We start from the raw sequence: 25,120 nt of genomic DNA on the forward strand, positions 1-25,120 counted from the left end.
GATTAAAGTTTCACTTTATGAGAACGATTTCATTTCACTATTATAACAATGTTATTTTTATTTACATAATAATTTGCTTAGAAAAAAGCATCTTGCTACTTTTCATAGCAAGATGCTTCCTTTACTCCGGTCTTTTCTTCGTCCACGTTTCTACTACTTCACCAGTATCATTAACATCTAGCACTAAACTACCATTACTATACCGGTCTTTATTTCGATACGCTTTTGGATCAATTTCTTCTACAATGTGTTTCTCTGTTTTCATATAAACTAGTTCATCGTCTCGCACAATTTCAATACCGACAATGCGGTAAGGATTACGTTTTAACTCTTTGAAAATAACAAGACCTCGCTTCGCCCTCGTTGACTTTTCAATTTCTGATGCTTTCAAACGCTTTATAGCGCCGCGTTGCGTTACGAGAATAAGTTGATCTTTGTCACCATTTAATGGTTTACCAGAAGCGACATAGTCATCTTCTTTTAAATTAATTGCTTTTACACCAGCAGCTCTAACACCGACTGGGCTTACTTCATCTTCATGGAAAATAAGTGCATATGCACCATGTGTAGCAAGAACAATATCACTCGTTCCATCTGTCGCAAATATATCGACAACTTCATCATCTTTTTTCAAGTTTACAGCAACGAACGCTCTCGAATAACGCTGAACTTTATATTGATTCAATTCTGTTTTCTTTATCATTCCATTTCGCGTTACAAATACAATAAATCGATTTTCTTCCTCAAAGTTCGGTACGACTGTCGCCCAAATAATCATTTCATCCCGCTCGAGTGATACAAGATTCGCAACGTGTTGACCTAAATCTTTCCAACGAATTTCCGGCATTTCATATACAGGAAGGTAAATATAATTTCCTTTGTTCGTAAATAAAAGTACGGTTTCTGTCGTGTTTGTATCGAAACGCTCAAGTAAGATGTCACCCTCTTTCATACCGAAGTCTTTCCCGTTCGATGCATTATGTGAACGCCAACCAGTTCGTTTCACATATCCTTCTTTCGTTACAGTAACGATGACATCTTCTTGTGGAATCATAACTTCCACATCGATTTTAATTTCTTCAATTTCCTCTTCAATTATCGCACGGCGATCATCACTATATGTTTTCTTTACTCTCTTCAAATCTGTTTTAATAACTTGAAGAAGTCTTTTTTCACTTTGTAAAATCGACTGTAACTCTATAATTTTCTTATTAAGTTCAGCTGCTTCTTGCTCTAGCGCTGTAATATCTGTATTCGTTAAACGATATAGTTGCAGTGAAACAATCGCTTCTGACTGCGCCTCTGTAAATCCAAATTTCGCGCTTAAATTATCTTTCGCATTACGCTTATCTTTAGACCCACGAATCGTTTCAATCACTTCATCTAAAATTGATAATGCTTTCTTTAAACCTTCTACAATATGTTGACGATTTTCAGCTTTTCTTAATTCATATTGTGAGCGTCTCGTAACAACTTCTTTCTGATGCCCAATATATGCATCCAAAATTTTAGGTAAGGTCATAAGTGTTGGACGACGATTATTTATCGCTACCATATTAAAGTTGTATGGAATTTGTAAATCTGTATTTTTGTATAAATAATTTAAAATACCTTCAGCATTTGCTTCTTTTTTTAACTCTACAACGATGCGAAGACCTGTACGATCTGTCTCATCACGCACTTCAGCAATTCCATCTAGCTTTTTATCTAGACGTAATTCATCCATTTTCTTAACAAGGTTCGCTTTATTTACTTCGTACGGAATTTCTGTAATAACGATTTGCTGCTTGCCACCGCGAATCGTTTCAACTTCTGCTTTTCCGCGAATAATAATTTTACCTTTCCCTGTTTCGTAGGCTTTTTTAATACCATCTATCCCTTGAATAATACCACCTGTTGGGAAATCTGGTCCTTTAATAACTGTTAATAGATCATCAACAGTACTATCCGGCTTATCAATACGCATCATCGTTGCATCAATTACTTCTCCAAGATGATGCGGTGGAATTTCTGTTGCATAACCAGCAGAAATTCCTGTAGATCCGTTCACTAATAAGTTCGGGAACATTGCTGGTAATACAACAGGTTCTTCACTCGTATCATCAAAGTTTGACACGAATTCTACTGTTTCTTTATCGAGATCGCGTAATAACTCAGATGCGATTGGTGATAAACGAGCTTCTGTATAACGCATTGCCGCTGCTGGATCCCCATCAACACTACCGTTATTTCCGTGCATTTCAACTAACACATTACGTACTTTCCAAGTTTGACTTAAACGGACCATCGCCTCATATACAGAGGAATCACCATGTGGATGGTAATTACCGATAACATTACCTACTGTTTTAGCTGATTTACGAAACGCTTTATCATGTACATTACCTTCTACATACATAGAATATAAAATACGTCTTTGTACCGGTTTTAAACCGTCACGCGCATCTGGAAGCGCGCGGTCTTGAATTATATATTTACTATAACGTGCAAAGCGGTCACCTAACACGTCTTCCAGCGGGAGGTCATGAAACTTCTCTGCCTGCATGTTATTCCACCTCCGTCTCCATAATCATTTCATTTTCTAAAATATTTCCTTCTTCTTGCATACCAAATTGTACATTACGCTCAATCCATTTACGGCGTGGTTCTACTTTATCACCCATCAATGTCGTAACGCGGCGCTCAGCTCTTGCTGCATCATCAATTTTCACTCGGATTAATGTACGCGTTTCAGGGTTCATCGTCGTTTCCCATAACTGATCTGCGTTCATTTCACCAAGTCCTTTATAGCGTTGCAACATATAACCTTTACCGACCTTTTTCGTCACACCATCTAATTCGTCATCAGACCATGCATATTCAATTACTTCACTTTTCCCTTTCCCTTTACTTACTTTATATAAAGGTGGAAGTGCGATAAATACTTTGCCAGCTTCGATAAGTGGTTTCATATAACGGTAGAAGAACGTCAGTAATAACACTTGAATATGTGCTCCATCCGTATCTGCATCAGTCATAATAACAACTTTATCGTAGTTAATATCTTCAACAGCGAATTCATTTCCTACTCCGCCGCCAATTGCATAAATAATTGTATTAATTTCTTCATTCTTAAAAATGTCAGCAAGCTTTGCTTTTTCCGTGTTAATTACTTTACCACGTAATGGTAGTACCGCTTGAAAACGACGATCCCGCCCTTGCTTTGCTGAACCACCAGCCGAGTCACCCTCTACTAAATACAATTCGTTTTTCTGAGGATTACGTGATTGTGCAGGTGTTAACTTCCCGCTTAAAGTACCTTCTGATTTTTTCTTCTTCTTACCACTACGTGCTTCTTCTCTCGCTTTACGAGCAGCCTCACGTGCTTGCGCTGCTTTAACTGCCTTTCTCACAAGAAGTGTGGCTACATCCGGGTTTTCTTCTAAAAAGTAAGCTAAATGCTCTGATACAATTGCATCAATTGAAGAACGAGCTTCACTTGTACCGAGTTTCCCTTTCGTTTGTCCTTCAAACTGCAGGACTTCTTCCGGTACACGTACAGAAACAATAGCTGCTACACCTTCTCGAATATCTGTACCTTCTAAGTTTTTATCTTTTTCTTTTAATAGTGAAACTTTACGAGCATACTCATTAAACACACGTGTCATCGCTGTTTTAAATCCAGCTTCGTGTGTTCCACCATCTTTTGTACGTACGTTATTTACAAACGAAAGAATATTTTCTGAGTAACCATCGTTAAACTGAAATGCTAGTTCTGCTTCAATCCCGTTTTGTTCACCAGTGAAGTATACAACTGGATGAATTGAATCTTTTTCTTCGTTTAAATATGAAACGAAAGCTTCAATTCCTGTTTCGTAATGAAATACATCTTCTAAATCATTACGTTCATCTTTTATTGAAATCTTCATTCCTTTTAATAAGAATGCAGATTCGCGTAATCTCTCACATAATGTTTCATAATTGTAATTTGTTGTACTGAAAATAGTTGTATCTGGTTTAAAGTGCATCTTTGTACCAGATTCTTTTGTCTTCCCGATTTTCTCTAACGTCGTTGCAGGGATACCACCATTTTCAAAGCGTTGTTCATAAATGTTACCATCACGCTTAATCGTTACTACTAACCATTCTGACAAGGCGTTTACAACTGATGCCCCAACACCGTGTAAACCACCACTCGTTTTATAGCCACCTTGACCAAACTTACCACCAGCATGAAGTACAGTTAAAATAACTTCAGGTGTCGGTTTCCCAAGTTTATGCATTCCCGTAGGCATTCCTCGCCCTTTATCAATAACGCTAATACTATTATCTTTATGTATTACGACAGAAATTTCGTCGCCAAATCCCGCTAACGCTTCGTCAACGGAGTTATCTACTATTTCATATACTAAATGATGCAATCCACGGCTATCCGTACTCCCGATATACATACCCGGGCGTTTTCGAACGGCTTCAAGTCCTTCTAACACTTGAATTGCATCTTCATTATATTGGAACTGATGCTTCGCCAAACTCCTTGCCCCTTTCCTAATTAAATAAGAACATATGTTTCTATTATAGAATAACGCCTCGACTATAGTTTTGGCAAGTTATCTTATCTCTTTTATATACCATTTCCAATAGAAAAATCCTTGTTTTTTTCACAAGGATTCCTCTAGGCTACTATTTCAGAAAAATAATCGTTTGTCAACGAGAATTGGATATGTATTCCAAGATTATACATTCCAAACCTTTATTATGATCCAAATGATCAATATCCAAAATGGGATAACAATTAACAATCCCCAAAAACAGCCTTTAAAAAATCTCAAGATGAACACCTCGTTCATCGGCCCTACTTATGTCTGTAAAGAGGGCTGAATCAATCTTTCTACCTTTAAAATCCACACTATTTTGTCATCGCATGTTCTACTTTAATACAACGATCCATTATTACAGTATAGCCCTTCTCTTGTAAAATTTTATATGTATCTTCATCTTGTACTCCTAATTGTGCCCAGAAAACATCTGCATCAATCTCTACAAACTCTTTTGCAACGTCCATTAAAAACTCTGAGCGACGAAATACATTTACAATGTCAACGTGTTCTTTAATATCTTTTAGTGAAGAAACTGCCTTTTCTCCAAGCACCTCATCTACTGTTGGATTTACTGGAATAATACGGTACCCCGCATCTTGCATTGCTTTTGAAACCATGTACGATGTACGTTCTGGCTTATCTGATAATCCAACAACCGCAATTGTTTTGCTTTTCTTTAATACTTCACCAATTTCCGTACGAGTTGGGTTTTCAATTGTCATAATTAATCCCTCCTATTCCTTTAGTATAGCCGATAAAGAAAGTCTCTTTCAACATGAAAGAGACTTTCTTTTATCCGCTATTTGCGGACAACCTTACCAATTAAGGTTTTATCTTATTGATTCTTTGTAGCTGAATTATCTGCTAATGTAGCCGATTTCGTCATTTTTTGACCGTTACGGTAGAATGTCACATCTACTTTCTCGCCTACTTTTTTCTTTTCATATAAATATTTACGGAACTGAAGTGAATTTTCTACTTTTTGATCATCTAATGCCACTACAATATCATATTGCTCTAAACCAGCTTTTTCTGCCGGTGATACTGGATAAATTTTACCTAATACAACACCATTTGTTACTTCTTTTGGTACTTTTAATTGATTTAACGCATAAGCTTGCACATCTTCTAATGAAACAACACCTACACCAAGAGCTGGGCGTTTCACTACTCCATCTTTTTCAAGCGATTCAATAACTGGTTTTGCAACGTTAATTGGAATTGCAAATCCAATCCCCTCAACTTCTTGTTGCGCAATTTTACTTGAGTTAATTCCAATTAATTCACCGTTTTGGTTAAATAATGCGCCACCACTATTACCAGGGTTAATTGCTGCATCTGTTTGAATAACTTGTGCTTGCCAGTCTGGACGTTGGTCTCCATCAATGTCTACTGGAATTTCACGTTCTTTACTACTGATGATACCTTCCGTTACACTACCATCAAATCCTAACGGGTTACCAATTGCAATTGCTTTTTCACCAGCACGAAGTTTACTGGAATCACCTAAAGTTGCAACTTTATTAACAGCAGATCCATCAATCTCTACAACTGCTAAGTCTAACCAAGGATCTTTACCAACTAATTTTGCATCAACTTGCTTGCCGTCGCTCATTTTTACCGCAAGTTTATTCGCCCCGTCCACTACGTGGTTATTCGTTACAATATATGCTTTATTTCCTTCTTTTTTATAAATAACACCTGATCCTGTACCAGCTGTTTGCTCTTGTTCTGTCGGTTGCATTGCAAATGGATCAACAACCTTTTGCATATTAATTACACCAACTACAACATCCTTTGCACCTTCAACCATACCTGGTAAATCAGTTTCACCCTTAACTTTATTAACAACAGGAGCTACAGTACCCTCCACTTGTTGATTAGAATTGAATGACGAAACTGCCGCTCCATTATTTTGCATCCATGGCATGTAAGGTGCTGCAAAACTAATCGATACCGCCCCTACTACTGCTCCCACTAAACCTGTGAAAAAATATCCTTTTTTACTACCTGATTTTTTCACTTCTCTCGTTTCACTATGTTCTTCATTTAAATTCGGTCCGTCGTAATATCCCATGTTTTATTTCCCCTCTCTGGTGAATTCGTACTTTCAGTATAGTCACAGCTTGTGTCCTTCTTGTGAACTCATCGTGAAATCCAATTAAAAAAATACTCCTATCTATCGTTGTAGACAAGAAAAGTATTTTTTGTACATTCCACCTACAAAGAAGAGTGCAAATTCGCTATATTCTCAAGCTAAAGCGCATAGTAATTTAAAGGTTATTCTTCAAATTTATAACCAACACGAATAACAGTACCGATATGCTTGGCTTTATCTCCCAGCTTATTTCGTAGTTTTTTAATATGTGTATCAACCGTTCTATCATCGCCATAGTAGTCATATCCCCATAACTGATCTAATAAATGTTGACGTGACAACACAATTCCTCTGTTCTCCATTAAATAAACAAGAAGTTCAAATTCTTTATGTGTCAATATTATTTCTTCTCCATCTACTAAAACAGTTCTAGATAGTCGATTCACTTCTATTCCAGCTAAAGACATAGCATTTTCTTCAGCTACTCCTACTGCACCATCCGCACGTTTCAATAATGTCTTTGCGCGAGCTACTAACACTTTCGGGCTAAAAGGTTTCGTTACATACTCATCGGCACCTAATTCGAAACCTAGCAATGTATCATCCTCATCCGAACGTGCTGTCAACATAATAATTGGTACTTCTGACTCTTTTCTAATTCGTCTACAAACAGACCATCCATCTATTTCTGGTAACATAATATCTAACATAATTAAATCAATTTCATGCTCTGCAAATAATTCTAACGCTTTTTTCCCATCTTCTGCTTCGATCACTTCAAAGCCTTCATTACGAAAATAATCACTAACAATTTCACGTAATCTTCTTTCATCTTCAACAAGCAATACTGTTTTATTCATATAATCTATCCCGCCTTTTTACTCTTTCAATCGAATAATACGTTGATTGGAGCTTCCGCGAAATGGAAGTGTTAAATCTTTTTTCTCGATTTCAAATCTTCCATCGACTAAAACATCCCCATAATGTAACAACTCTATCATATCATTATTTTGAGAACTCTGTATCTCTTCTAACGTATAACCTGTATACATCCATAAATTTTTCTTCAAATCTTTCACGGCTTGTGCTACTTTTTTCACTTCAGCAGCTTGAAAAAATGGATCTCCACCTGAAAATGTTACATCAGTTAATGGGTTACTTTCAATCTCTTTCACAATTTCTTCTACTGTCATTTCAGTTCCATTGCAAATATTCCACGATTTCGGATTATGGCAACCGAAACAACGATGCGGACAGCCCGCAAAAAACACGACTGTCCGCAATCCTTCTCCATCTACTACACTATCATGAATGATGTTCATAACTTTCATTTATGCTTCACCCGATCCATCTCTTCACTACGTTTCGCACTATTCCACTTCGACATATCTCCTACAAGATAACCTGTTATTCGGCGAATTCTTTCTATATTGGCCTCATCTTCATTTCCGCAGCTTGGACATTCATTTCCAATGACTCCGTGATACTTGCAGCACTTACAACGATCAACCGGATGATTAATTGAACCGTATCCAACGCCATTCTCTGCCATCGCTTGTACAATTTGCTTTAACGCCTTTTTGTTATGCATCGCCGCCCCGTCTAGTTCAATATACGTAATATGTCCCCCGTTACATAGAGCGTGGAACGGTCCTTCTAAGCGAATTTTATTTATGGCTTGAATATTATAATAAACTGGAACATGGAATGAATTCGTATAGTAATTATGGTTCGTTATGCCTCTAATCACACCAAATTCCTCTCTATCTTTTTTCACAAACTTCCCTGATAACCCTTCTGCAGGAGTTGCAATTACTGAGAAGTTCAGTTGATGTTCTTCCGTCGCTTTATCCATTCTTTCTCTCATAAAGGAAATGATTTCATATCCAAGCTTCCATGATTCTTCATCTTCTCCGTGATGTTTCCCTGTTAAAGCTACTAAACATTCCGCAAGACCGATAAAACCAATACTTAACGTACCTTGTTTTAATATCGGCGCCACCGTATCTTCAGGCTGTAACGTTTCTCCACCACGCCATACACCTTGTGAATATAAAAATCGAAAATCTCTCGCTCGCTTCGTACATTGATACGCGAATCTCTCTAATAGTTGATTTATCCCTAAATCTAAGTAATAATTTAGCGCTTCAAAAAACGCTTCTTTTGAACCACTAATTAACGCTAATTTCACTAAATTAATAGACGTAAACGATAAATTCCCTCTTCCAATCGCTGTCTCTTCTCCATGTATATTAGACATAACACGAGTACGACATCCCATGTAACATACTTCACTTTCAGGGCGCCCGTCATAATGCACTGCATTAAACGGAGCATCTAAAAATGAAAAGTTAGGGAATAGTCGCTCAGCCGTTGTCTCTAACGCTAATTCAAACAAATCATAGTTCGGATCACACTCTTCAAAGTTCACACCTTTTTTCATTTTGAAAATTTGAATAGGAAAAATCGGTGTTTCCCCTTTACCAAGACCAGCCTGCGTTGCTTTTAACAGCTGCTTAATTAACAGTCTCCCTTCTTTCGATGTGTCTGTTCCATAGTTAATAGAAATAAACGGTACTTGTCCTCCGCCCCTACTATGCATGCTATTTGAATTATGAACGAACGCTTCACACGCCTGATACGTATCATTTTCTGTTTCTTTCCATGCAAATTCCTCTATTTGTTCTTTCGTAAGCGGGTATGACTGTAATCGTAACTTATGTCTCTCTACTGTTTTTCTTACATAGGGAGCTAAATCAATATCAAAGAGTGCAAACGATTGACCACCGTGCTGCATATTTTGATTCGCTTGAAAAATAATTGAAGAAAGAGCCAATGCACTTTTAATATCTTGCGGTTGTCTCATATGTCCATGTCCAGTATGAAAACCGTTAGCAAGCATTTGTGCTAACGGAATTTGCGAACAAGTCGTCGTTCCTGTCGCATAAAAATCTAAATCATGTGGATATAATATATTTTGATTTATCGCTTTTTTCACTTGATCTGATAATAAATTTTCTACTGCATAATATTTCGCACTCTCAGATGCGAACGTTCCCATTACTCCCATTGGAGAGCGGCCATCTACATTTGCATTTTCTTGCATTAAATCTTGTTCATTGCCGTGGACAATTGTCTCAAACACTTTCATTAATTCTTCTCCACGTGTATTTTTTCGTAACATTTATAACCCTCCACCAATATGTTGTTGTCTTTTGTTTAAAATGTTACTACATATAGTCTTACTGTTTCTGTGAGAAATGTAACATTCCTGTGAAATTTTTTTCACGAAATAATGAATTTTTCATTTGTAAAAAAGAAATGTGCTCTTTACAAATGTATGGTACAATATACGGGAAAAACTCTTTTTACCCTTTATCAACACATTTGTATAAAGGAGACTGAACTCATGGTTATTACATATCTTTTATTTATCGTTGCCTACTTACTTGGCTCGATTCCGTTTGCACTTGTTGTTGGAAAAATTGGCTATGGAATCGACATTCGTGAGCATGGAAGTGGTAATTTAGGCGGAACAAATACATTCCGCACACTAGGGAAAAAAGCAGGTTTTATCGTTACAATTGCTGACATTTTAAAAGGTACATTAGCAACAAGTCTACCGATTATTTTCGGGTTAGATGTTCACCCACTATGGTTTGGATTAGCAGCTGTTCTTGGACATGTATATCCAATCTTCGCAAAATTCCGTGGGGGGAAAGCTGTTGCAACTTCTGCTGGGGTGCTATTATGCTATTCACCAGTTGTTTTTGCAATATTAGCTGTTGTCTTTTTCAGCCTTTTATTTACAACAAGATACGTATCACTTTCTTCTATGGTAACAGCTGTTGTTGCTGTTATTGCATCAATTGTTAGCGGGGATAAAATCTTCATTATTGCGATGTGTTTATTAGCAGGTATGGTTATTTATAAACACCGTGCAAATATCGGACGAATTATAAATAAAACTGAACCAAAAGCAAACTTTTCAAAAAAGCAAAAATAAGATCGTAACCCACATAACGCAAAAAGAAAACGTGAAGCATATTAATAGCGTCTTTTTGCGTTATTTTTTATACTAAAGAAAAAGCAATATAATTTGGAGGAACTATACATGAATCTTTCCGTAACAAAAGAAGCAGCACAATGGTATAAAAACGAATTACACTTACAATCAGGTGAAACACTACGCTTTTTCGTACAATACGGTGGTTGCAGTACTGTGCAAAAAGGACTTTCTTTAGGTATCCGTAAAGATGACCCTGCACATCCTGCTGTTCAAATTCAAGAAGAAGATATTAACTTCTTTATTGAAGGTGATGATGAGTGGTTCTTCGATGGACATAATTTATCTGTTACACTTAACGAAGGTGACGATTTCCCGCAATTTAATTATGAAAAATAAAAAAAAGCGTGGCAGTAGCCACGCTTTTTTTTTATTTCTTTTTTATTTCCTCATATTTCGCATACCACTCAGGATATAACTTTTTAAATGATACAGGGCGGAACCCTTCTTTTTTCGCACAAATATTCGTCGTACTTGCAGTAATACAAAGGTCACCTTCGCCGTTATAAATTTCATATCCATATACAACGCGAAGCGGGCTCACAGTGTCAACCCACGTTTTTACGATTGCTTTTTCTCCGTAACGCATCGCTTTACGATATGAAATTTGCAGGTCTAACACAGGAGAAATAATTCCCTCTTTCTCCATTTCAACATATGAAAATCCTAAATCTTGTATAAGTTTCGTGCGACCTAGTTCCAGCCACACCAAATAATTTGAATGGTAAACAACACCCATCTGATCTGTTTCCGCATAACGGATTTCAACTTCATGTTCTGCTACAAACATATGTATTCGCCTTCTTTCACTTCTGCTACCTTGCATACATTTAATCATAATACACCGGAATCAAAAATAAAATAAAAACAGTGAATCTTTTCCTGAAAGGAGCAAGCATATGATTCAAATTGTAACTGTTCGTAGCGGTGATAGCGTATATAGCTTGGCATCAAAATATGGATCAACACCTGACGAAATAGTAAAAGACAACGGATTAAATCCAGCTGAAACACTCGTTGTTGGTCAGGCACTTATCGTTAATACGAAAGGAAATAATTATTATGTGCAGCCTGGTGATAGCTTATATCGAATTTCTCAAACGTATAACGTTCCTCTCGCTAGTTTGGCTAAAGTTAATAACCTATCTTTAAAATCTATACTCCATGTCGGACAACAATTATATATACCGAAAGGGACAAAACGAGCAGTAGAATCCATCGCTTATTTACAACCTTCAACAATACCAATAAAAGAAAGTTTAGTAAATGCTACACGCGCTATTAATCCATTTTTAACATATTTAGCCTACTTCAGCTTTGAAGCAAAAAGAGACGGTACTTTAAAAGAACCAACGGAAACAGCTAAAATCGCTAATATTGCAACGCAAGGCAAAACCATCCCTATGCTCGTTATTACAAATATCGAAAACGGGAACTTTAGTCCTGAACTAACATCTGTTTTGTTGCGTGACCCAACCATTCAAAATAAATTTATTACGAACATTTTGCAAACGGCTGAAAAATACGGTATGCGAGACATTCATTTCGATTTCGAAAATGTGGCGCCTGAAGATCGCGAAGCATATAATCGCTTTTTACGAAGTGTGAAAACACGCTTACCTAGCGGATATACATTAAGTACAACACTTGTACCGAAAACAAGCTCCACTCAAAAAGGAAAATTCTTTGAAGCGCATGATTATAAAGCACAAGGGCAAATTGTTGATTTCGTCGTCATTATGACATACGACTGGGGTTGGCAAGGTGGGCCACCGATGGCGATTTCTCCTATCGGTCCTGTGAAAGAAGTACTTCAATATGCAAAATCTCAAATGCCTCCACAAAAAATTATGATGGGGCAAAATTTATACGGGTTCGATTGGAAACTTCCATTTAAACAAGGTAATCCGCCCGCAAAAGCTGTTAGTTCTGTCGCAGCCGTCGCATTAGCACGTAAGTACAATGTTCCTATCCGTTATGATTTTACAGCTCAAGCTCCCCATTTTAATTACTTTGACGAAAACGGCGTACAACACGAAGTTTGGTTTGAAGATTCACGGTCGGTGCAAAGTAAATTTAATTTAATGAAAGAACAAGGTATAGGCGGTATTAGCTATTGGAAGATTGGTCTACCATTTCCACAAAATTGGCGTTTACTCGTCGAAAACTTTACAATTACAAAAAAGGGCTGACTTTTGTCAGCTCTTTTTTTGTACATTCTATTAAGATTCATCTTTTATTTCACTTTTTAATGAATCAATACTTTCTAAACGTCTTTGATTTTTCGCTTCAATGGCAGCACGATCTTTTTCATTAGAAAGTTCCGCTGTTTCTTTTGCTTCATTAAAATTATCAATCGTATTTTGTACCATTTCTTGTAATTTTTCAGCGTTGTCATTTCGATTATCTGGATTCGGCATGTACTTCCCTCCTAATTCTTTATACATACCATCTTAAATTGCCTATGTTCCTTCAAATTTATACAAAAAAGGAGAATGCAACATTCTCCTTTTCTTTAACCGTTATCTACAATCGGTTGTTTGCCAGTTTGGTCTTGCATTTGCTTCCCTTTATTGCCGCCAGCTTTTTTCGATTGTGTTCCAATTTGATTTGGTGCAAAGTCTTTTGAATTCTTTTTCGGATTACCCATTACTATCGCCTCCTTAACACTAGTATCGTACCAGTGTTAAGAATTATTCAGCTTGCTTAAAAAGTTTCATTTCATAACGTTTTTCAATACGTTCTTCAATGCGATCGATTGCATCGCGATCGCTTAATAATTGTTGTTTATTTTCATTTACAAGTTCTTCAAACGATTTACGGCGACTTCTTCTCATGCTGCTCACCCTTTCTCCTTCGCTTTCTTACTACATAGTATGAGCAAATGAAAAACTCTTTAATCAGATTTGTAAGAAAATTTTATGTTTTAGTACTCCTAAAAAAACTCCGTGTACAAGTTACTGTACACGGAGTTTTTTATACCCTAACATTTAAATACTCTTTTAATTTTTCATCTGCATTTGTTTCATTTTCTTTATACTCTTCAAGCGCTTGTAATACAAAATCATACTGTTCTACAATATAATGTTCTAATTTTAAGACATCCTCTAAGCTATTCAACATAATTCTCGTATTACCAACTTCACTTTTTAACGCTGGTTCACAGTTTAAACTCATACATATTTCTTTCACATCATCTTCTAACATTTCTGTTAATACGTATTTCTTTCGTCCTTTTACCTTCAATCTCATAACTGGATAAAAAGCTTTTATATCTAAATAACTTCCTACGTTCATACAACGCAGCCATTCTACATTACGTTTATTGTGTGCAAGTATTTCTTTCACTGCTTCGTATACCGCAGTTTCATCAAGTACGACCTTATTTACTTTTCTCTGCCCTTCTTCTTCAATAGATGCACATTTTTGATAAACAGCTGCACACGTAATACAATCATCAAATGCATTATGAGAACTTAAGCGAATTCCAAGCATTCGCTTTAACGTTTCAAGTTTATGATTAGGTGCATGCTTCATATATTTCTTTGCTAAAAATACAGTATCAATTACTTTATTTTTAGGTTCAGGCAGGCCAAGCCTATTTACATTACTTTTCAAAAAGCGCATATCAAAAGAAGCATTATGAGCCACAATAACATTTGTATGTAAAAATGCTAAAAATAAAGGTAACACTTCTTCAATCGTCGGTGCATCTGAAACACGATAATTTGTAATACCTGTTAAACTCGTTATTCGGTCCGGAATTGGACGCTCTGGATTCACATAAGAAACAAATTGATCTACTAGTTCATGATTATGATATTTCACTGCTGCTACTTGAATAATTTTATCATTATAAGGGTTAAATCCTGTTGTTTCAAAATCAATTACAACATAATCTAACGGTAAGGATACATTCCCCACTCCATACCACTCCTTTATCTATTAACGGATATATTTCTTACATCATATCATGAAGTTATCACCACTTAAAAAAGAAAAGGTAGAAATGGCTACTTTCCACTTCTACCTTTTCACCGTTACTTTAATTTCGCAATTCGTTTTTCCATCTCTTTTTGTGTCATCGGTCCAATGAACTTATCTTGAATGACACCTTTCGTATCTATAAAATATGAAGTTGGAATCGTAATTACTTTATACGCTGTTGTCACATCAATGTTCTTGTCCAATAAAATAGGAAAAGTAATTCCCTTTTCTGTAGCAAAATTGCTTACCTTTTCTTCTCCCCCGCCTTTTTCTGAAGGCGTATAGTTTATTGCTAGAATTTCTACGTTTTCTTTATGTTCTTTATAGAAAGCCTCCATATCAGGCATTTCTTGCTGACAAGGCCCACACCACGTTGCCCAAAAGTTTAAAATCACTTTCTTTCCTTTTAAATCTGATAACTTTACATTCGTTCCATCTAACTTAGTCAATTCAAAATCTGGTGCAACCTTCCCTATTTCAATACCATTCCTTGCGATCATCTCTTTCATAGCAGCTTCACTTTTTTCTTGCTTCCCTTGTACCGCCTGATCCTTTTTACCAAACTGTTCATAAGCTGCATATCCCGCTAAACAAAGTAACACTACAATAATCGTAAGCTTCCGCCACATTTTATATCACCCTAACGTGTTTATCTTTTTTAACATATTCATGAAAATACTATATACCTTATTTTAGCTTATACGGACAAGCTTGGAAATATTCACATTCAAAATAGTCAGAATTTTTTATAACCAAGATGAAATATTTTCCTTTTCATCATATAATTAGAAATACATATAAAAACTGCGAGGTGATATGTATTTTACAATTACTTAGCAACCCTTTTACTTTTGTTTTCTTCACTTTACCATTACTATGTATTTTTTTTAGCGGCTTACTATACAAATTCAAATGGGCTGCTATTTTTATTTCTTTTACTGTTCCACTTATATTTTTCATTATCATCTCTGAATTTGATATACACCTAGCTTTACAAAACTTAGACGCTTGGATTGTTTATAGTGCTGTTTATTCTGTACTTTCCTACATAACAACAGCGCTAATACGAAGAAAACTACACATGTAAAACCTTCAAAAAGGGGGGCTATTTTTATGAATTTATTCGAAAAAATACTATTATATATTCTTAGTTTTATATTTTCCCCAATCGGGATTATCACTTGGATTATCTGGCTCTTCAGTAAAGATCCTGAAAAAAAGCAAGTTGGACGTATTTGTCTCTATATCGCTTTAATCTCATTTATCTTATTAGCCGGTCTCGGTATTTTTAGTTTCTTCACGATGACTACCACCACTACTATACAATAATTATAGAAAGGATGATGATTTTGGGAGAACACCCTATTAGTAAAGAACTTCGCTATATACGAATATGTTTAGTTATTTTAGTAATCGTTCTTTTATTTTTCAACGGTGGAAGAGTCGTTGAAATTTCTACAAATCATGATTCCATCGAAAATATTCCCACCAGTAATATGACACAGATTGCGGAAAATACGTTTGCTATTCAAGAATATAATCCATCACTAAGTAGCGAACATACGGTCAAAATCTTCAAATATAATCCGGATACAAATCAACTTACTCTAGTCAAAGAGTTTAGTACTAGCGATACTGATTCTTATACGTATCAACTTAATAAGAGTGAATAAAGATAAGAGCACTATGTAGCTCTTATCTTTTTCATAAAATAAGGAAGCTAACATATGTCAGCTTCCTTATCATTCATTTCAATTATTTAGTTTGACACTTTAGACTCTTCGATTTTCTCACGAAGAACCATTTGCAGGATACCACCGTGACGGTAGTAGTCAATTTCAACTTCACTATCGAAACGAGCTACTACTTCAAATTGTTTTTCGTTGCCATCTGCATCAGTTGCAACTACTTTTACAAGATCACGTGGTCTAACTGTTTTGTCAATTTGAATTTCAAATGACTCGTTACCAACAAGACCTAATGTTTCAGCGCTTTCACCATCTTTAAATTGAAGTGGTAATACGCCCATTAATACTAAGTTACTGCGGTGAATACGTTCGAAGCTTTCCGCGATTACTGCTTTAATACCTAATAAGTTTGTACCTTTCGCAGCCCAGTCACGAGAACTTCCCATACCGTAGTCTTTACCAGCAACAACTAGAAGGCCTGTGCCATCTTCTTTATATTTCATAGCAGCATCATAGATTGATGTTACTTCACCAGTTGGCCAATATGTTGTATATCCGCCTTCTGTTCCTGGTGCGATTTGGTTTTTAATACGGATGTTCGCGAATGTACCACGCATCATAACTTCATGGTTACCACGACGAGAACCGTAAGAGTTGAAGTCAACTGGTTGTACGCCGTTCTCTAATAAGTAGCGTCCAGCTGGTGTGTGCTTACCGATTGAACCTGCTGGTGAAATATGGTCTGTCGTTACAGAGTCACCAAATTTACCAACTACGCGTAAACCTGATAATGTTTCAACTTCACCTGGCTCTTTAGATAATCCTTCAAAGAACGGTGGGTTTTGAATGTATGTTGAATCATTATCCCAAGTATATAAAGCTTCATTTGAAGTTTGGATTTCATTCCAACGCTCATTGCTGTTAAATACTTGTGCATATTCTTTCTTGAACAGTTCAGATGTAACAACGCTTTGAACTACATCTTCAATTTCTTTAGCTGATGGCCAAATATCGTTGAAGTAAACAGCATTGCCATTTGCATCTTTACCGATTTCATCATTTTTCAGGTCAATATCCACAGTACCTGCAAGTGCATATGCCACAACAAGTGGTGGTGATGCTAAGTAGTTCGCTTTTACAAGCGGGTGAATACGTCCTTCAAAGTTACGGTTACCAGATAAAACAGATGTTACTAGTAAGTCGTTTGCTGCGATTGCTTCTTCTAATTCCTCTGCTAATGGACCAGAGTTACCGATACAAGTCGTACAGCCGTAACCAACTGTTTGGAAACCTAATTGATCTAAATAAGTTGTTAAACCTGATTTATCTAAGTATTCAGTTACAACTTTAGATCCCGGTGCTAACGATGTTTTTACATACTCAGGTACTGTAAGTCCTTTTTCAATTGCTTTCTTCGCAACTAGACCTGCTCCAATTAATACGTATGGGTTTGATGTATTTGTACAGCTTGTAATTGCAGCGATTGCAATTGCACCTGTTTTCATCGTTACTTCTTTATCTTCTAATGTAACTTTCACTTCTTTATCGAATTCTTGCTCATTAAATCCAAGTCCTTGTGTTCCAACTGGAGCTACAACAGCTTCATGGAACGCATCTTTCATGTCTGAAAGTGGAATTAAATCTTGTGGACGTTTCGGTCCAGATAAGTTAGATTCGATTGTATTTAAGTCAATTTCAACAAGATCAGTGTAAATTGGATCTTTACTGTCTGCTGTATAGAATAAGCCATTTGCTTTACAGTATTCTTCAACAACGCGAATTTGCTCTTCATCTCTACCTGTTAAACGTAAGTATTCTAATGAAATATCGTCGATTGGGAAGAATCCACAAGTTGCGCCGTATTCTGGTGCCATATTTGAAATTGTTGCACGGTCAGCTAAAGGCATGCTCTTTAGTCCATTACCGAAGAACTCAACGAATTTACCAACTACACCTTTTTGACGTAATACTTGTGTTACTTTTAATGCAACGTCAGTTGCTGTAGTACCACTTGGAAGTGTACCCGTTAATTTCACACCGATTACTTCAGGAACTGGGAAGTATGAAGGCTGTCCAAGCATTCCAGCCTCTGCTTCAATACCACCAACGCCCCATCCAAGAACACCGATACCGTTAATCATTGTTGTATGTGAGTCTGTTCCAACTAATGAATCAGGATATGCTACTAAGTCACCTTCAGCATTTTTCACCGCGTGAACAACTGGTGCTAAATATTCAAGGTTTACTTGGTGTACAATACCTGTAGCTGGTGGAACTGCACGGTAGTTATCAAATGATTTTTGTGCCCAGCTTAAAAATTTATAACGTTCTTCATTACGTTTAAACTCTAAGTCCATGTTGAATTCAAGCGAGTCTGCTGTACCCGCTCTATCAACCTGTACAGAGTGGTCAATTACAAGGTCTACAGTAATTTCAGGATTAATTTTATCAGGATCCCCGCCCATGTCTGCCATTGCTTTACGAAGCGAAGCCAAATCAACAACAGCTGGAACACCAGTGAAATCTTGTAAAATTACACGAGATGGTTTAAATGGAACATCGATATCTTGAACATCTTTCGTTCCCCACTTCGCTAAATTTGTAACATGTTCTTCTGTAATTACGCGTCCATCTACTTGACGAAGTACAGATTCAAGTAAAACTTTCACGGAATATGGTAATTGAGATACGTTGCCAGCCCCTGCGTTTTCAAGCGCTTTTAATTGATAATAATGATACGTTTTTCCATCTACTTCAAAAGTTGCACGTGATTGAAATGGATTATGTTTGACCATTATGTTTCCCCCCTGTTAAACGTGACTAAGTTGTCTGAATATAAAATGTAGACAAACTTTTCAATACCTTACGATAATATCTTATTACAACTTTCTAAATAAGTAAATAATAAGAAACTTATAGATTATCATAAGTTTTCTTTATCTTTCTAAATTTGAATAGTGTTCATGCTCCTTATGAATACTATTACCATAAAGTAAAGTACTCTTTCAGTGCTTTACTTTACGTTCATATATGCTATGAACTGTTCATCATTCAACCTACAAAAATTATTATAGAGGTGAAATCAAATGGGTAAACGAAAAGCAAATCATGTGATTCCAGGAATGAATGCTGCTTCTGCACAAGGACAAGGTGCGGGTTTTAACGAAGAATTTGCAAACGAGCCTTTAACTCCTGCAGAGCGACAAAATAATAAGAAACGTAAAAAGAATCAGTAATGAAAAATCCCAAAAGGTAGTTCTGCCTTTTGGGATTTTTTCTAATGTTTATAGCGTAGCAATTCCGAAACCTTAACAAATCGATATCCTTGCTTTTTAAGCTCTGGCAAAATTTTTGCTAATGCCTCAACTGTTTGACTACGATTACTTCCTCCATCGTGCAACAGCACAATATCTCCACTTTTAGCATTTTTTAGGACATGATTTACAATGGATTCAACTCCTGGGTTTGCCCAATCGCGAGGGTCTTGGTGCCATGACCATAGGACAATTTGATACCCAGCTTCTTTAGCTGTTGTAAATACGGCATCATTAATATATCCACCTGGAGGACGGAATAATAAAGGTTCTTTCACCCATTTTTTAAAATACTTCTTTCCATTTAAAATATCATTTTTTAATTTCTCATCTGATGAGTTACTTGCATACAAATGATCCATCGTATGATTTCCAATTTCATGTCCTTCTTTTAAAACCCGCTTTACTAAATATGGATTACGCTGAACTCGAAATCCAATCATAAAAAAAGTAGCTTCTGCTTTGTACTGACGTAATAAATCTAATATTTGCGGTGTATAAGTTGCATCTGGTCCATCATCAAACGTAATCGCGATAACCTTCTCATTATTAGGTACTTCCCACGTTACATAACCAGTTGGCTCTAACTCTTTTCTTAACAACATTTTAGCTTCCACTTTGTCCACTTGAAATATATGTACTGCACAAATTAAAGAAAAAATTAATAGAATAATTTTTCGTTTCGGCATAGTAACACTAAAAGTAATGAGGTTGTTGAATCCACAACAACCTCATTTACTTTTCTAATTGATCTACATTTCGCATAATATTTTGGAGATTATTTTCGTATTGCTCAAGTTGTGGACGTTGTGTTTCCGAAGCTACTTCAAGTGCATTTTGAATTTGTTCATACGCTTGTTGAACCTCTTGACGTAACTCTTTTAAATCATGACCGTAGTTTGGATCATTTTTCACAATATTGTTGAATGAATTTTCTGCTTGTGTAACCCCTTGCTGCGCTGCTTGAAAAGCTTGTTGTTTATCTTTATGATATGGCATTATACTTTCCCCTTTCTGTAATAGTTAGTCCCATTTATCTTTACCCTTTTTTCAAAAAACATTCTCGTATAAATTCGCAAACTTCTCTCATTCTAAAGAGAAAGAGGAGGTGTCACATACAATGGGAAAAAACAATCGCGAATCTAAAGAAAAAAAAGGACAACCTGAACCATTAAGCGGATCTCATAAAGTAAAAAACCGTAACCATTCACGCCAAAAAAATCATGCACATCATGATATGTAAAACAAAGCATTCACACTAGCTACCTTTACCACATACAATGTTTATATTTTTCCATTTTATTCTTCACCCCTACTTCGTTCATGCATAACATAGTATGAATTGAGATTTTACGGAGGGTGTCTTACATGGGCAAGAAAAAGAAGGATTGTCTTTTTCATGTTGATGGTTTCGAAGAATGGATGGATCAATTTTGTTCCGATTCTTGTAGTAATTTTAGTTTTCCAAATCAAATTCATATTGACCTTTGTGAAACTGAACAAGAATACATTTTGGAAACAGATGTACCAAATGTGACTGAACAAAATGTACTCATTAAAAAGATGGAGACAGGCCTAAACATTTGCATACTTCATAAAAATACTTCTTTACAGCGGCTCATTCCTTTACCCGCTAATATTATTTATAAGAAGATGCTAGCCTGCTCAGAGAATGGATTTTTAGCCATTCATATTTCCAAAAATGAAGTTGCTGATAAGCATGAAAAGAAAGTTCTTTTTTCAAATTAAGAGTTAAAATAAATACAAACATAAGCCCCAGTTGGTTACTGGGGCTTATGTTATTTCGCATGCATTTCTATATTAGAATTTCTATCATATCTTTTTTTCGATAAACCTTTTGTAACTAAAAGCACAGGAAATGCCACAGTTGAAAATATAGCTAGTGCTGAAAATACTGCAAACCCATTTTGATACCCGTAATAATCAAGAAGTACGCCCCCAAACCAAGGACCAATTACTCCTCCAATTCCGGAAAAGCCCATCGCTCCAAAATAAGTTCCCTTTAGATTTGAGACAGCTATATCATCAATAAATACATCTGTCATTGAAAACATTAAAACTTCTCCCACTGTAAAAATAAATGTACATACAGCGGCCCCTAACGTAGATTCTACTATTCCAAATCCAAATAACCCTGCGCTCACAAATAAAGTGCCAACCATAATTGATGCTAATGGTGTATATCTTTTACACGTTTGAATAACAGGGTATTGAATAATCACTACAACAATTGCATTTAAAGCTAGCATATATGAAAATAACTTCACTCCATCCTGAAATATATGTGCATTTGCAAAATATTGAGATACTGTCGTCGTTAGATGAGAAAAGCCACAATTACTCAAAATAATACCGACTAATGCAACTAAAAATACGACATCCTTTCGCAATATACGAATTGCATTTAACATTGTCACAGGCTTTTCTGTATTTATTTTCTTTCGTTCCAGTGGATACTTCTTAAATTGGAACGCTAATATAACTGTATATAAAATGTATACCCCAGCTGCTACTAAAAAAGGAATTGTTGATTTTGCACTTCCAATCTGTAATCCAACAATTGGTCCAATTGCAACTCCAACATTTATTGCACCGTATCGTAAGTTATAGACGAGTAACCGATACTCAGGCTTTGTTAAATCTGATAATAATGCTCTTGATGTAGGCTCAAAAAACGACCTACATAATCCATTTAAAGCGTTTAATAAAAAGAAACTTAAAACATGATCCGCAAGTGAAAAACCTATAAACACAAAAATCCAAACGATCATGGACCAGAGCATAATCGTTTTCCGGCCAAATCGATCTGATAAATTCCCTCCGATAAAACTAGCAAAAACACCAACAAGTGCACTCGTTCCGATAATAGCACCAGTCATTCCAGCTGATACACCTTTAACAGTCGTTAAATAAATCGCTAAAAAAGGGATACTCATTGAAGTTGCAAACCTAGCAAACAATGTCCCTAAAATAATACTCATTCCAAGTGGATGAATATGCTGTAACTTCCCCTTCATCGTTAAACCTACTCTCCCTATTTTCACATAAAAAAAGAAAGCAAAGGATCTGCTTTCTTTTCCTTTTTCTATACTTGAGCTGTTGATACCCGAGTTGTTCTCGTTATGTCCATATCAATTCCATATGTAAACTGTAATTCTTTACAAACATCTTTAATTAAAATTGCAACATTATACTTTTCATTAAATTGTAAAACGATGTTTTCTACTTCCTCATATGTATACTTATACTCCCCTGTAATGACACTTTTTAAATCAAAGCATTCATTGATGCAAAGTTGTACAAGTAGTTGGTCATATTTCTCTATTACATCTTCTTTCTTCCACAGTACTTCTTTTACATATAACCGATCAAATTTCACACTTTCTCGGTTACAATCCGTTAAAATCCGGGTCATTTCATTTAATTCTCGATATAATTCAGAAATATTTTTGCTTAAACTAAGCAGTTTATCTACGCCGTCTTCATATAGCATATTCATTCCACCCCCGCATTTTCTTTTTCTTATTATAGCAAGAAAATTCTAAAAATAGTTTCTTTCTTCTGAAATATTAGGAAACTAATTTTAATTGTTTTACAATGAAACTAGTGAACACGAAAGGGGAAAAAAAATTGGAGCAAAAATTATATTACACTGACGCTTATAAAAAAGACTTTACTACTAAAGTTATAAAGCAAGATTATGATAAAGACGGTAACTTATACGTTGTTTTAAACGAAACGGCATTTTATCCGACAGGTGGCGGACAACCGCACGATACTGGAACTTTAAATGGTATTGCTGTATTTGGTGTTGAGGAAGTCGACGAAGAGATCCGCCACTTCATTGCAGAACAATTACATACAGAAGAAGTAGAAGGTAAAATTAATTGGGAACGCCGTTTTGATCATATGCAGCAACATACAGCTCAGCACATTTTATCTGCTGCTTTTTGGGATCATTTTAACATTCCAACTATCGGATTCCATCTTGGAAAAGAAACAGTAACAATTGATTTAGAAACAGAAAGTCTTCATGCGGAAACAGTTGAAAAAGCAGTGCAAATTGCGAACAAAATTGTTTTTGAAAATCATCCCATTCTCATTAAATGGATGAACTTAGAAGAAGCGAAAACTTTACCTCTTCGTAAAGAACCAACTTTAACAGAAAATATACGCGTTGTTATTATCGAAAACTTTGATTATAACGGCTGTGGTGGAACGCACCCAAGACATACAGGTGAAGTAGGTCCTATTCAAGTACTTAGCTGGGAGCGCAATAAAGGTGGTATACGATTAACATTTATCGCTGGTTGGCGCACACTTAAATTAATGGGACAACAGCAACAAATTATGAAAGATATTTCTAAACAATTAAACAGTAGCGAAACTGATATTCCAGCAAAAGTAGCACAACTTCTTACTTCTCAAAAAGAAAATGAAAAAGCAATACAAACAATGACTGAACAACTATTATTCGCAGAGGCAAATGAATTACTGCAACAGCCTACAGAAATACATGCTGGAACACTTATTTCTAAAGTATTTACAACTCGTTCTATGCAAGAAATCGCAAAACTTTCTGCTATTATTACAGAACAACAAGAGCATACCATTACATATTTTGTTATTGAAAACGAAGACAAACTACAATGTATTCTCGCTTGCGGAAAAACAGTAACGCTCGATATGAATGCCCTTTTAAAAGATGCCCTTCCTGCAATTGAAGGAAAAGGTGGCGGTAATAAAAAAAGTGCGCGTGGCGGCGGGAAAGCGATTATGAGCGGGGATGAGTTTTTAAATCAGCTTGTTTCTTCTTTACAGTCAGCGGTGTAAAACATTTTTAGGAAGGATAGCTTACCAGCTATCCTTCTTCTATATTTAAAGACCAATATTTCGTTTCAAACCTTGATAACTCCCTGCATTTGCAAACCCTTCACTTATAAGAGTTATAAAAGTTTCCGAAAAACCATAATGACCTAATTCTATAATCGGCGCCATTTGCACATCATGAATTGGATTATTATCAAATTCATTTGATGGTAAAGTAATTTCACCTTCAATCCTTTCAAGCAGAAACGTAATATGCAATAAAGATGGGCTAGCATCCGGTTTATCACAAACATAGAGTAGCTTCTTGATTTTAACTTCTAACCCTGTTTCTTCTCTCATTTCTCGAATCATCGCTTCTTCTAACATTTCCCCATTCTCTACTCTTCCTCCAGGTAAAGACCAATTCCGATTAGCAACTTTTTGCTTTACTAGCAATACTTTTTCATCTTCAATTAAAATTCCAGTAACACGAACTTGCATTACATTTTCCATATGTCATCTCCTCTTCCCATTATATTTACAAATTAATCCTTCCA

28 protein-coding genes are annotated in these 25,120 nt (G+C 35.9%); 9 read left to right on the forward strand and 19 right to left on the reverse strand.

Going from position 1 to position 25,120, the window contains the following annotated elements; genetic code table 11:
• Positions 1-121 precede the first annotated feature (121 nt).
• From parC to COC96_RS20320, 7 genes are all read right to left on the reverse strand, one after another.
• Positions 122-2,545, reverse strand: a complete 2,424-nt coding sequence (parC, locus tag COC96_RS20285; protein WP_098267042.1) for a DNA topoisomerase IV subunit A — start codon at positions 2,543-2,545, stop codon at positions 122-124.
• A gap of 1 nt (position 2,546) precedes the next feature.
• Positions 2,547-4,511, reverse strand: a complete 1,965-nt coding sequence (parE, locus tag COC96_RS20290; protein WP_097902759.1) for a DNA topoisomerase IV subunit B — start codon at positions 4,509-4,511, stop codon at positions 2,547-2,549.
• Positions 4,512-4,888: 377 nt separating this feature from the next.
• The gene (locus COC96_RS20300) at positions 4,889-5,302 is read right to left on the reverse strand and encodes a CoA-binding protein (RefSeq protein ID WP_098267040.1); all 414 of its coding nucleotides are present in this window, start codon (positions 5,300-5,302) and stop codon (positions 4,889-4,891) included.
• 113 nt (positions 5,303-5,415) lie between these two features.
• Complete coding sequence (locus COC96_RS20305) at positions 5,416-6,657, reverse strand: S1C family serine protease (protein ID WP_098267039.1); 1,242 nt, start codon at positions 6,655-6,657, stop codon at positions 5,416-5,418.
• A 203-nt stretch (positions 6,658-6,860) separates the two neighbouring features.
• Positions 6,861-7,538, reverse strand: a complete 678-nt coding sequence (locus tag COC96_RS20310) for a response regulator transcription factor (protein WP_097902763.1) — start codon at positions 7,536-7,538, stop codon at positions 6,861-6,863.
• Positions 7,539-7,556: 18 nt separating this feature from the next.
• Positions 7,557-8,009 (reverse strand): anaerobic ribonucleoside-triphosphate reductase activating protein, encoded by a 453-nt coding sequence (nrdG, locus tag COC96_RS20315; RefSeq protein ID WP_097902764.1) that lies wholly within the window; start codon positions 8,007-8,009, stop codon positions 7,557-7,559.
• Positions 8,006-9,862 (reverse strand): anaerobic ribonucleoside triphosphate reductase, encoded by a 1,857-nt coding sequence (locus tag COC96_RS20320; RefSeq protein WP_098267038.1) that lies wholly within the window; start codon positions 9,860-9,862, stop codon positions 8,006-8,008. Before COC96_RS20320 ends, nrdG begins: the two co-directional genes overlap by 4 nt.
• Before the next feature lie 225 nt (positions 9,863-10,087).
• Between COC96_RS20320 and plsY the strand changes: the two genes are divergently transcribed.
• Positions 10,088-10,684: a glycerol-3-phosphate 1-O-acyltransferase PlsY gene (gene plsY / locus COC96_RS20325; RefSeq protein ID WP_000237189.1), complete on the forward strand. Its 597-nt coding sequence runs from the start codon at positions 10,088-10,090 to the stop codon at positions 10,682-10,684.
• Between the two features lie 108 nt (positions 10,685-10,792).
• Positions 10,793-11,083, forward strand: a complete 291-nt coding sequence (locus COC96_RS20330) for a HesB/YadR/YfhF family protein (protein ID WP_098267037.1) — start codon at positions 10,793-10,795, stop codon at positions 11,081-11,083.
• A 31-nt stretch (positions 11,084-11,114) separates the two neighbouring features.
• Here COC96_RS20330 and COC96_RS20335 read toward each other — a convergent pair whose 3' ends face one another.
• Positions 11,115-11,534: an acyl-CoA thioesterase gene (locus COC96_RS20335; RefSeq protein WP_098267036.1), complete on the reverse strand. Its 420-nt coding sequence runs from the start codon at positions 11,532-11,534 to the stop codon at positions 11,115-11,117.
• 109 nt (positions 11,535-11,643) lie between these two features.
• On the opposite strand from COC96_RS20335, the gene COC96_RS20340 reads away from it, so the two are divergent.
• Positions 11,644-12,936, forward strand: a complete 1,293-nt coding sequence (locus tag COC96_RS20340) for a glycosyl hydrolase family 18 protein (protein WP_088233195.1) — start codon at positions 11,644-11,646, stop codon at positions 12,934-12,936.
• A 30-nt stretch (positions 12,937-12,966) separates the two neighbouring features.
• Here the strand turns inward: COC96_RS20340 and tlp are convergent, their stop codons facing one another.
• From tlp to COC96_RS20365, 5 genes are all read right to left on the reverse strand, one after another.
• Complete coding sequence (tlp, locus tag COC96_RS20345; RefSeq protein WP_001133508.1) at positions 12,967-13,164, reverse strand: small acid-soluble spore protein Tlp; 198 nt, start codon at positions 13,162-13,164, stop codon at positions 12,967-12,969.
• A 95-nt stretch (positions 13,165-13,259) separates the two neighbouring features.
• Entirely contained in the window at positions 13,260-13,394 is a 135-nt protein-coding gene (gene sspN / locus COC96_RS20350; RefSeq protein WP_000527988.1) for an acid-soluble spore protein SspN, read from the reverse strand.
• A 43-nt stretch (positions 13,395-13,437) separates the two neighbouring features.
• Positions 13,438-13,581 (reverse strand): FbpB family small basic protein, encoded by a 144-nt coding sequence (locus COC96_RS20355; RefSeq protein ID WP_001254699.1) that lies wholly within the window; start codon positions 13,579-13,581, stop codon positions 13,438-13,440.
• A 139-nt stretch (positions 13,582-13,720) separates the two neighbouring features.
• Positions 13,721-14,668, reverse strand: a complete 948-nt coding sequence (locus COC96_RS20360) for a 3'-5' exonuclease (RefSeq protein WP_098769259.1) — start codon at positions 14,666-14,668, stop codon at positions 13,721-13,723.
• A gap of 116 nt (positions 14,669-14,784) precedes the next feature.
• The gene (locus COC96_RS20365) at positions 14,785-15,360 is read right to left on the reverse strand and encodes a TlpA family protein disulfide reductase (RefSeq protein ID WP_098252606.1); all 576 of its coding nucleotides are present in this window, start codon (positions 15,358-15,360) and stop codon (positions 14,785-14,787) included.
• Between the two features lie 484 nt (positions 15,361-15,844).
• On the opposite strand from COC96_RS20365, the gene COC96_RS20375 reads away from it, so the two are divergent.
• Together COC96_RS20375 and COC96_RS20380 are read left to right on the forward strand one after the other, a co-directional pair.
• On the forward strand, positions 15,845-16,060 hold the full coding sequence (locus tag COC96_RS20375; RefSeq protein ID WP_098769260.1) for a hypothetical protein: 216 nt from the start codon (positions 15,845-15,847) through the stop codon (positions 16,058-16,060).
• Between the two features lie 11 nt (positions 16,061-16,071).
• On the forward strand, positions 16,072-16,404 hold the full coding sequence (locus COC96_RS20380; RefSeq protein WP_098769261.1) for a YmzC family protein: 333 nt from the start codon (positions 16,072-16,074) through the stop codon (positions 16,402-16,404).
• 86 nt (positions 16,405-16,490) lie between these two features.
• Here the strand turns inward: COC96_RS20380 and acnA are convergent, their stop codons facing one another.
• Positions 16,491-19,214 (reverse strand): aconitate hydratase AcnA, encoded by a 2,724-nt coding sequence (acnA, locus tag COC96_RS20385; RefSeq protein WP_098252602.1) that lies wholly within the window; start codon positions 19,212-19,214, stop codon positions 16,491-16,493.
• Positions 19,215-19,505: 291 nt separating this feature from the next.
• Between acnA and sspO the strand changes: the two genes are divergently transcribed.
• Positions 19,506-19,655 carry a small acid-soluble spore protein O gene (gene sspO / locus COC96_RS20390; protein ID WP_097902774.1) on the forward strand — a complete coding sequence of 50 codons (150 nt, stop codon included), beginning with the start codon at positions 19,506-19,508 and terminating at the stop codon, positions 19,653-19,655.
• A 41-nt stretch (positions 19,656-19,696) separates the two neighbouring features.
• Here sspO and pdaB read toward each other — a convergent pair whose 3' ends face one another.
• Positions 19,697-20,422, reverse strand: coding sequence for a polysaccharide deacetylase family sporulation protein PdaB (pdaB, locus tag COC96_RS20395; RefSeq protein WP_098267034.1), 726 nt, complete (start codon positions 20,420-20,422; stop codon positions 19,697-19,699).
• Between the two features lie 46 nt (positions 20,423-20,468).
• The gene (locus COC96_RS20400; protein ID WP_088233240.1) at positions 20,469-20,732 is read right to left on the reverse strand and encodes a hypothetical protein; all 264 of its coding nucleotides are present in this window, start codon (positions 20,730-20,732) and stop codon (positions 20,469-20,471) included.
• 121 nt (positions 20,733-20,853) lie between these two features.
• Here COC96_RS20400 and COC96_RS20405 point away from each other — a divergent pair, with 121 nt between their 5' ends.
• Positions 20,854-20,976 carry a small acid-soluble spore protein P gene (locus tag COC96_RS20405; protein WP_000517651.1) on the forward strand — a complete coding sequence of 41 codons (123 nt, stop codon included), beginning with the start codon at positions 20,854-20,856 and terminating at the stop codon, positions 20,974-20,976.
• Between the two features lie 125 nt (positions 20,977-21,101).
• Positions 21,102-21,482, forward strand: coding sequence for an Hsp20/alpha crystallin family protein (locus COC96_RS20410; RefSeq protein WP_141536080.1), 381 nt, complete (start codon positions 21,102-21,104; stop codon positions 21,480-21,482).
• 50 nt (positions 21,483-21,532) lie between these two features.
• On the opposite strand, the gene COC96_RS20415 is transcribed toward COC96_RS20410, so the two are convergent.
• Both COC96_RS20415 and COC96_RS20420 read right to left on the reverse strand, forming a co-directional pair.
• On the reverse strand, positions 21,533-22,771 hold the full coding sequence (locus COC96_RS20415) for an MDR family MFS transporter (RefSeq protein WP_098769262.1): 1,239 nt from the start codon (positions 22,769-22,771) through the stop codon (positions 21,533-21,535).
• A gap of 68 nt (positions 22,772-22,839) precedes the next feature.
• Complete coding sequence (locus tag COC96_RS20420) at positions 22,840-23,247, reverse strand: hypothetical protein (protein ID WP_142340025.1); 408 nt, start codon at positions 23,245-23,247, stop codon at positions 22,840-22,842.
• 137 nt (positions 23,248-23,384) lie between these two features.
• Here COC96_RS20420 and COC96_RS20425 point away from each other — a divergent pair, with 137 nt between their 5' ends.
• Positions 23,385-24,587 carry an alanyl-tRNA editing protein gene (locus COC96_RS20425; protein WP_180234966.1) on the forward strand — a complete coding sequence of 401 codons (1,203 nt, stop codon included), beginning with the start codon at positions 23,385-23,387 and terminating at the stop codon, positions 24,585-24,587.
• Between the two features lie 45 nt (positions 24,588-24,632).
• Here COC96_RS20425 and COC96_RS20430 read toward each other — a convergent pair whose 3' ends face one another.
• On the reverse strand, positions 24,633-25,076 hold the full coding sequence (locus tag COC96_RS20430; protein ID WP_088233235.1) for an NUDIX domain-containing protein: 444 nt from the start codon (positions 25,074-25,076) through the stop codon (positions 24,633-24,635).
• Between the last annotated feature and the right edge of the window lie 44 nt (positions 25,077-25,120).

Origin of the sequence: Bacillus cereus (assembly GCF_002577405.1) — a bacterium.
Lineage (GTDB): Bacteria > Bacillota > Bacilli > Bacillales > Bacillaceae_G > Bacillus_A > Bacillus_A cereus_AU.

Excerpts from the sequence above, each read along its gene's own strand:
- COC96_RS20330 (WP_098267037.1), top strand. The coding sequence starts at position 10,793 with ATGAATCTTTCCGTAACAAAAGAAGCAGCACAATGGTATAAAAACGAA.
- COC96_RS20335 (WP_098267036.1), bottom strand. The coding sequence starts at position 11,534 with ATGTTTGTAGCAGAACATGAAGTTGAAATCCGTTATGCGGAAACAGAT.
- sspN (WP_000527988.1), bottom strand. The coding sequence starts at position 13,394 with ATGGGTAATCCGAAAAAGAATTCAAAAGACTTTGCACCAAATCAAATT.
- sspO (WP_097902774.1), top strand. The coding sequence starts at position 19,506 with ATGGGTAAACGAAAAGCAAATCATGTGATTCCAGGAATGAATGCTGCT.
- COC96_RS20405 (WP_000517651.1), top strand. The coding sequence starts at position 20,854 with ATGGGAAAAAACAATCGCGAATCTAAAGAAAAAAAAGGACAACCTGAA.
- COC96_RS20310 (WP_097902763.1), bottom strand. The coding sequence starts at position 7,538 with ATGAATAAAACAGTATTGCTTGTTGAAGATGAAAGAAGATTACGTGAA.
- parC (WP_098267042.1), bottom strand. The coding sequence starts at position 2,545 with ATGCAGGCAGAGAAGTTTCATGACCTCCCGCTGGAAGACGTGTTAGGT.
- nrdG (WP_097902764.1), bottom strand. The coding sequence starts at position 8,009 with ATGAAAGTTATGAACATCATTCATGATAGTGTAGTAGATGGAGAAGGA.
- COC96_RS20410 (WP_141536080.1), top strand. The coding sequence starts at position 21,102 with ATGGGCAAGAAAAAGAAGGATTGTCTTTTTCATGTTGATGGTTTCGAA.
- COC96_RS20340 (WP_088233195.1), top strand. The coding sequence starts at position 11,644 with ATGATTCAAATTGTAACTGTTCGTAGCGGTGATAGCGTATATAGCTTG.
- COC96_RS20365 (WP_098252606.1), bottom strand. The coding sequence starts at position 15,360 with ATGTGGCGGAAGCTTACGATTATTGTAGTGTTACTTTGTTTAGCGGGA.
- tlp (WP_001133508.1), bottom strand. The coding sequence starts at position 13,164 with ATGCCGAATCCAGATAATCGAAATGACAACGCTGAAAAATTACAAGAA.
- COC96_RS20400 (WP_088233240.1), bottom strand. The coding sequence starts at position 20,732 with ATGCCATATCATAAAGATAAACAACAAGCTTTTCAAGCAGCGCAGCAA.
- pdaB (WP_098267034.1), bottom strand. The coding sequence starts at position 20,422 with ATGCCGAAACGAAAAATTATTCTATTAATTTTTTCTTTAATTTGTGCA.
- COC96_RS20375 (WP_098769260.1), top strand. The coding sequence starts at position 15,845 with ATGAATTTATTCGAAAAAATACTATTATATATTCTTAGTTTTATATTT.
- COC96_RS20305 (WP_098267039.1), bottom strand. The coding sequence starts at position 6,657 with ATGGGATATTACGACGGACCGAATTTAAATGAAGAACATAGTGAAACG.
- COC96_RS20300 (WP_098267040.1), bottom strand. The coding sequence starts at position 5,302 with ATGACAATTGAAAACCCAACTCGTACGGAAATTGGTGAAGTATTAAAG.
- acnA (WP_098252602.1), bottom strand. The coding sequence starts at position 19,214 with ATGGTCAAACATAATCCATTTCAATCACGTGCAACTTTTGAAGTAGAT.
- COC96_RS20415 (WP_098769262.1), bottom strand. The coding sequence starts at position 22,771 with ATGAAGGGGAAGTTACAGCATATTCATCCACTTGGAATGAGTATTATT.
- COC96_RS20355 (WP_001254699.1), bottom strand. The coding sequence starts at position 13,581 with ATGAGAAGAAGTCGCCGTAAATCGTTTGAAGAACTTGTAAATGAAAAT.
- COC96_RS20380 (WP_098769261.1), top strand. The coding sequence starts at position 16,072 with ATGATGATTTTGGGAGAACACCCTATTAGTAAAGAACTTCGCTATATA.
- COC96_RS20420 (WP_142340025.1), bottom strand. The coding sequence starts at position 23,247 with ATGCTATATGAAGACGGCGTAGATAAACTGCTTAGTTTAAGCAAAAAT.
- COC96_RS20430 (WP_088233235.1), bottom strand. The coding sequence starts at position 25,076 with ATGGAAAATGTAATGCAAGTTCGTGTTACTGGAATTTTAATTGAAGAT.
- COC96_RS20320 (WP_098267038.1), bottom strand. The coding sequence starts at position 9,862 with ATGTTACGAAAAAATACACGTGGAGAAGAATTAATGAAAGTGTTTGAG.
- plsY (WP_000237189.1), top strand. The coding sequence starts at position 10,088 with ATGGTTATTACATATCTTTTATTTATCGTTGCCTACTTACTTGGCTCG.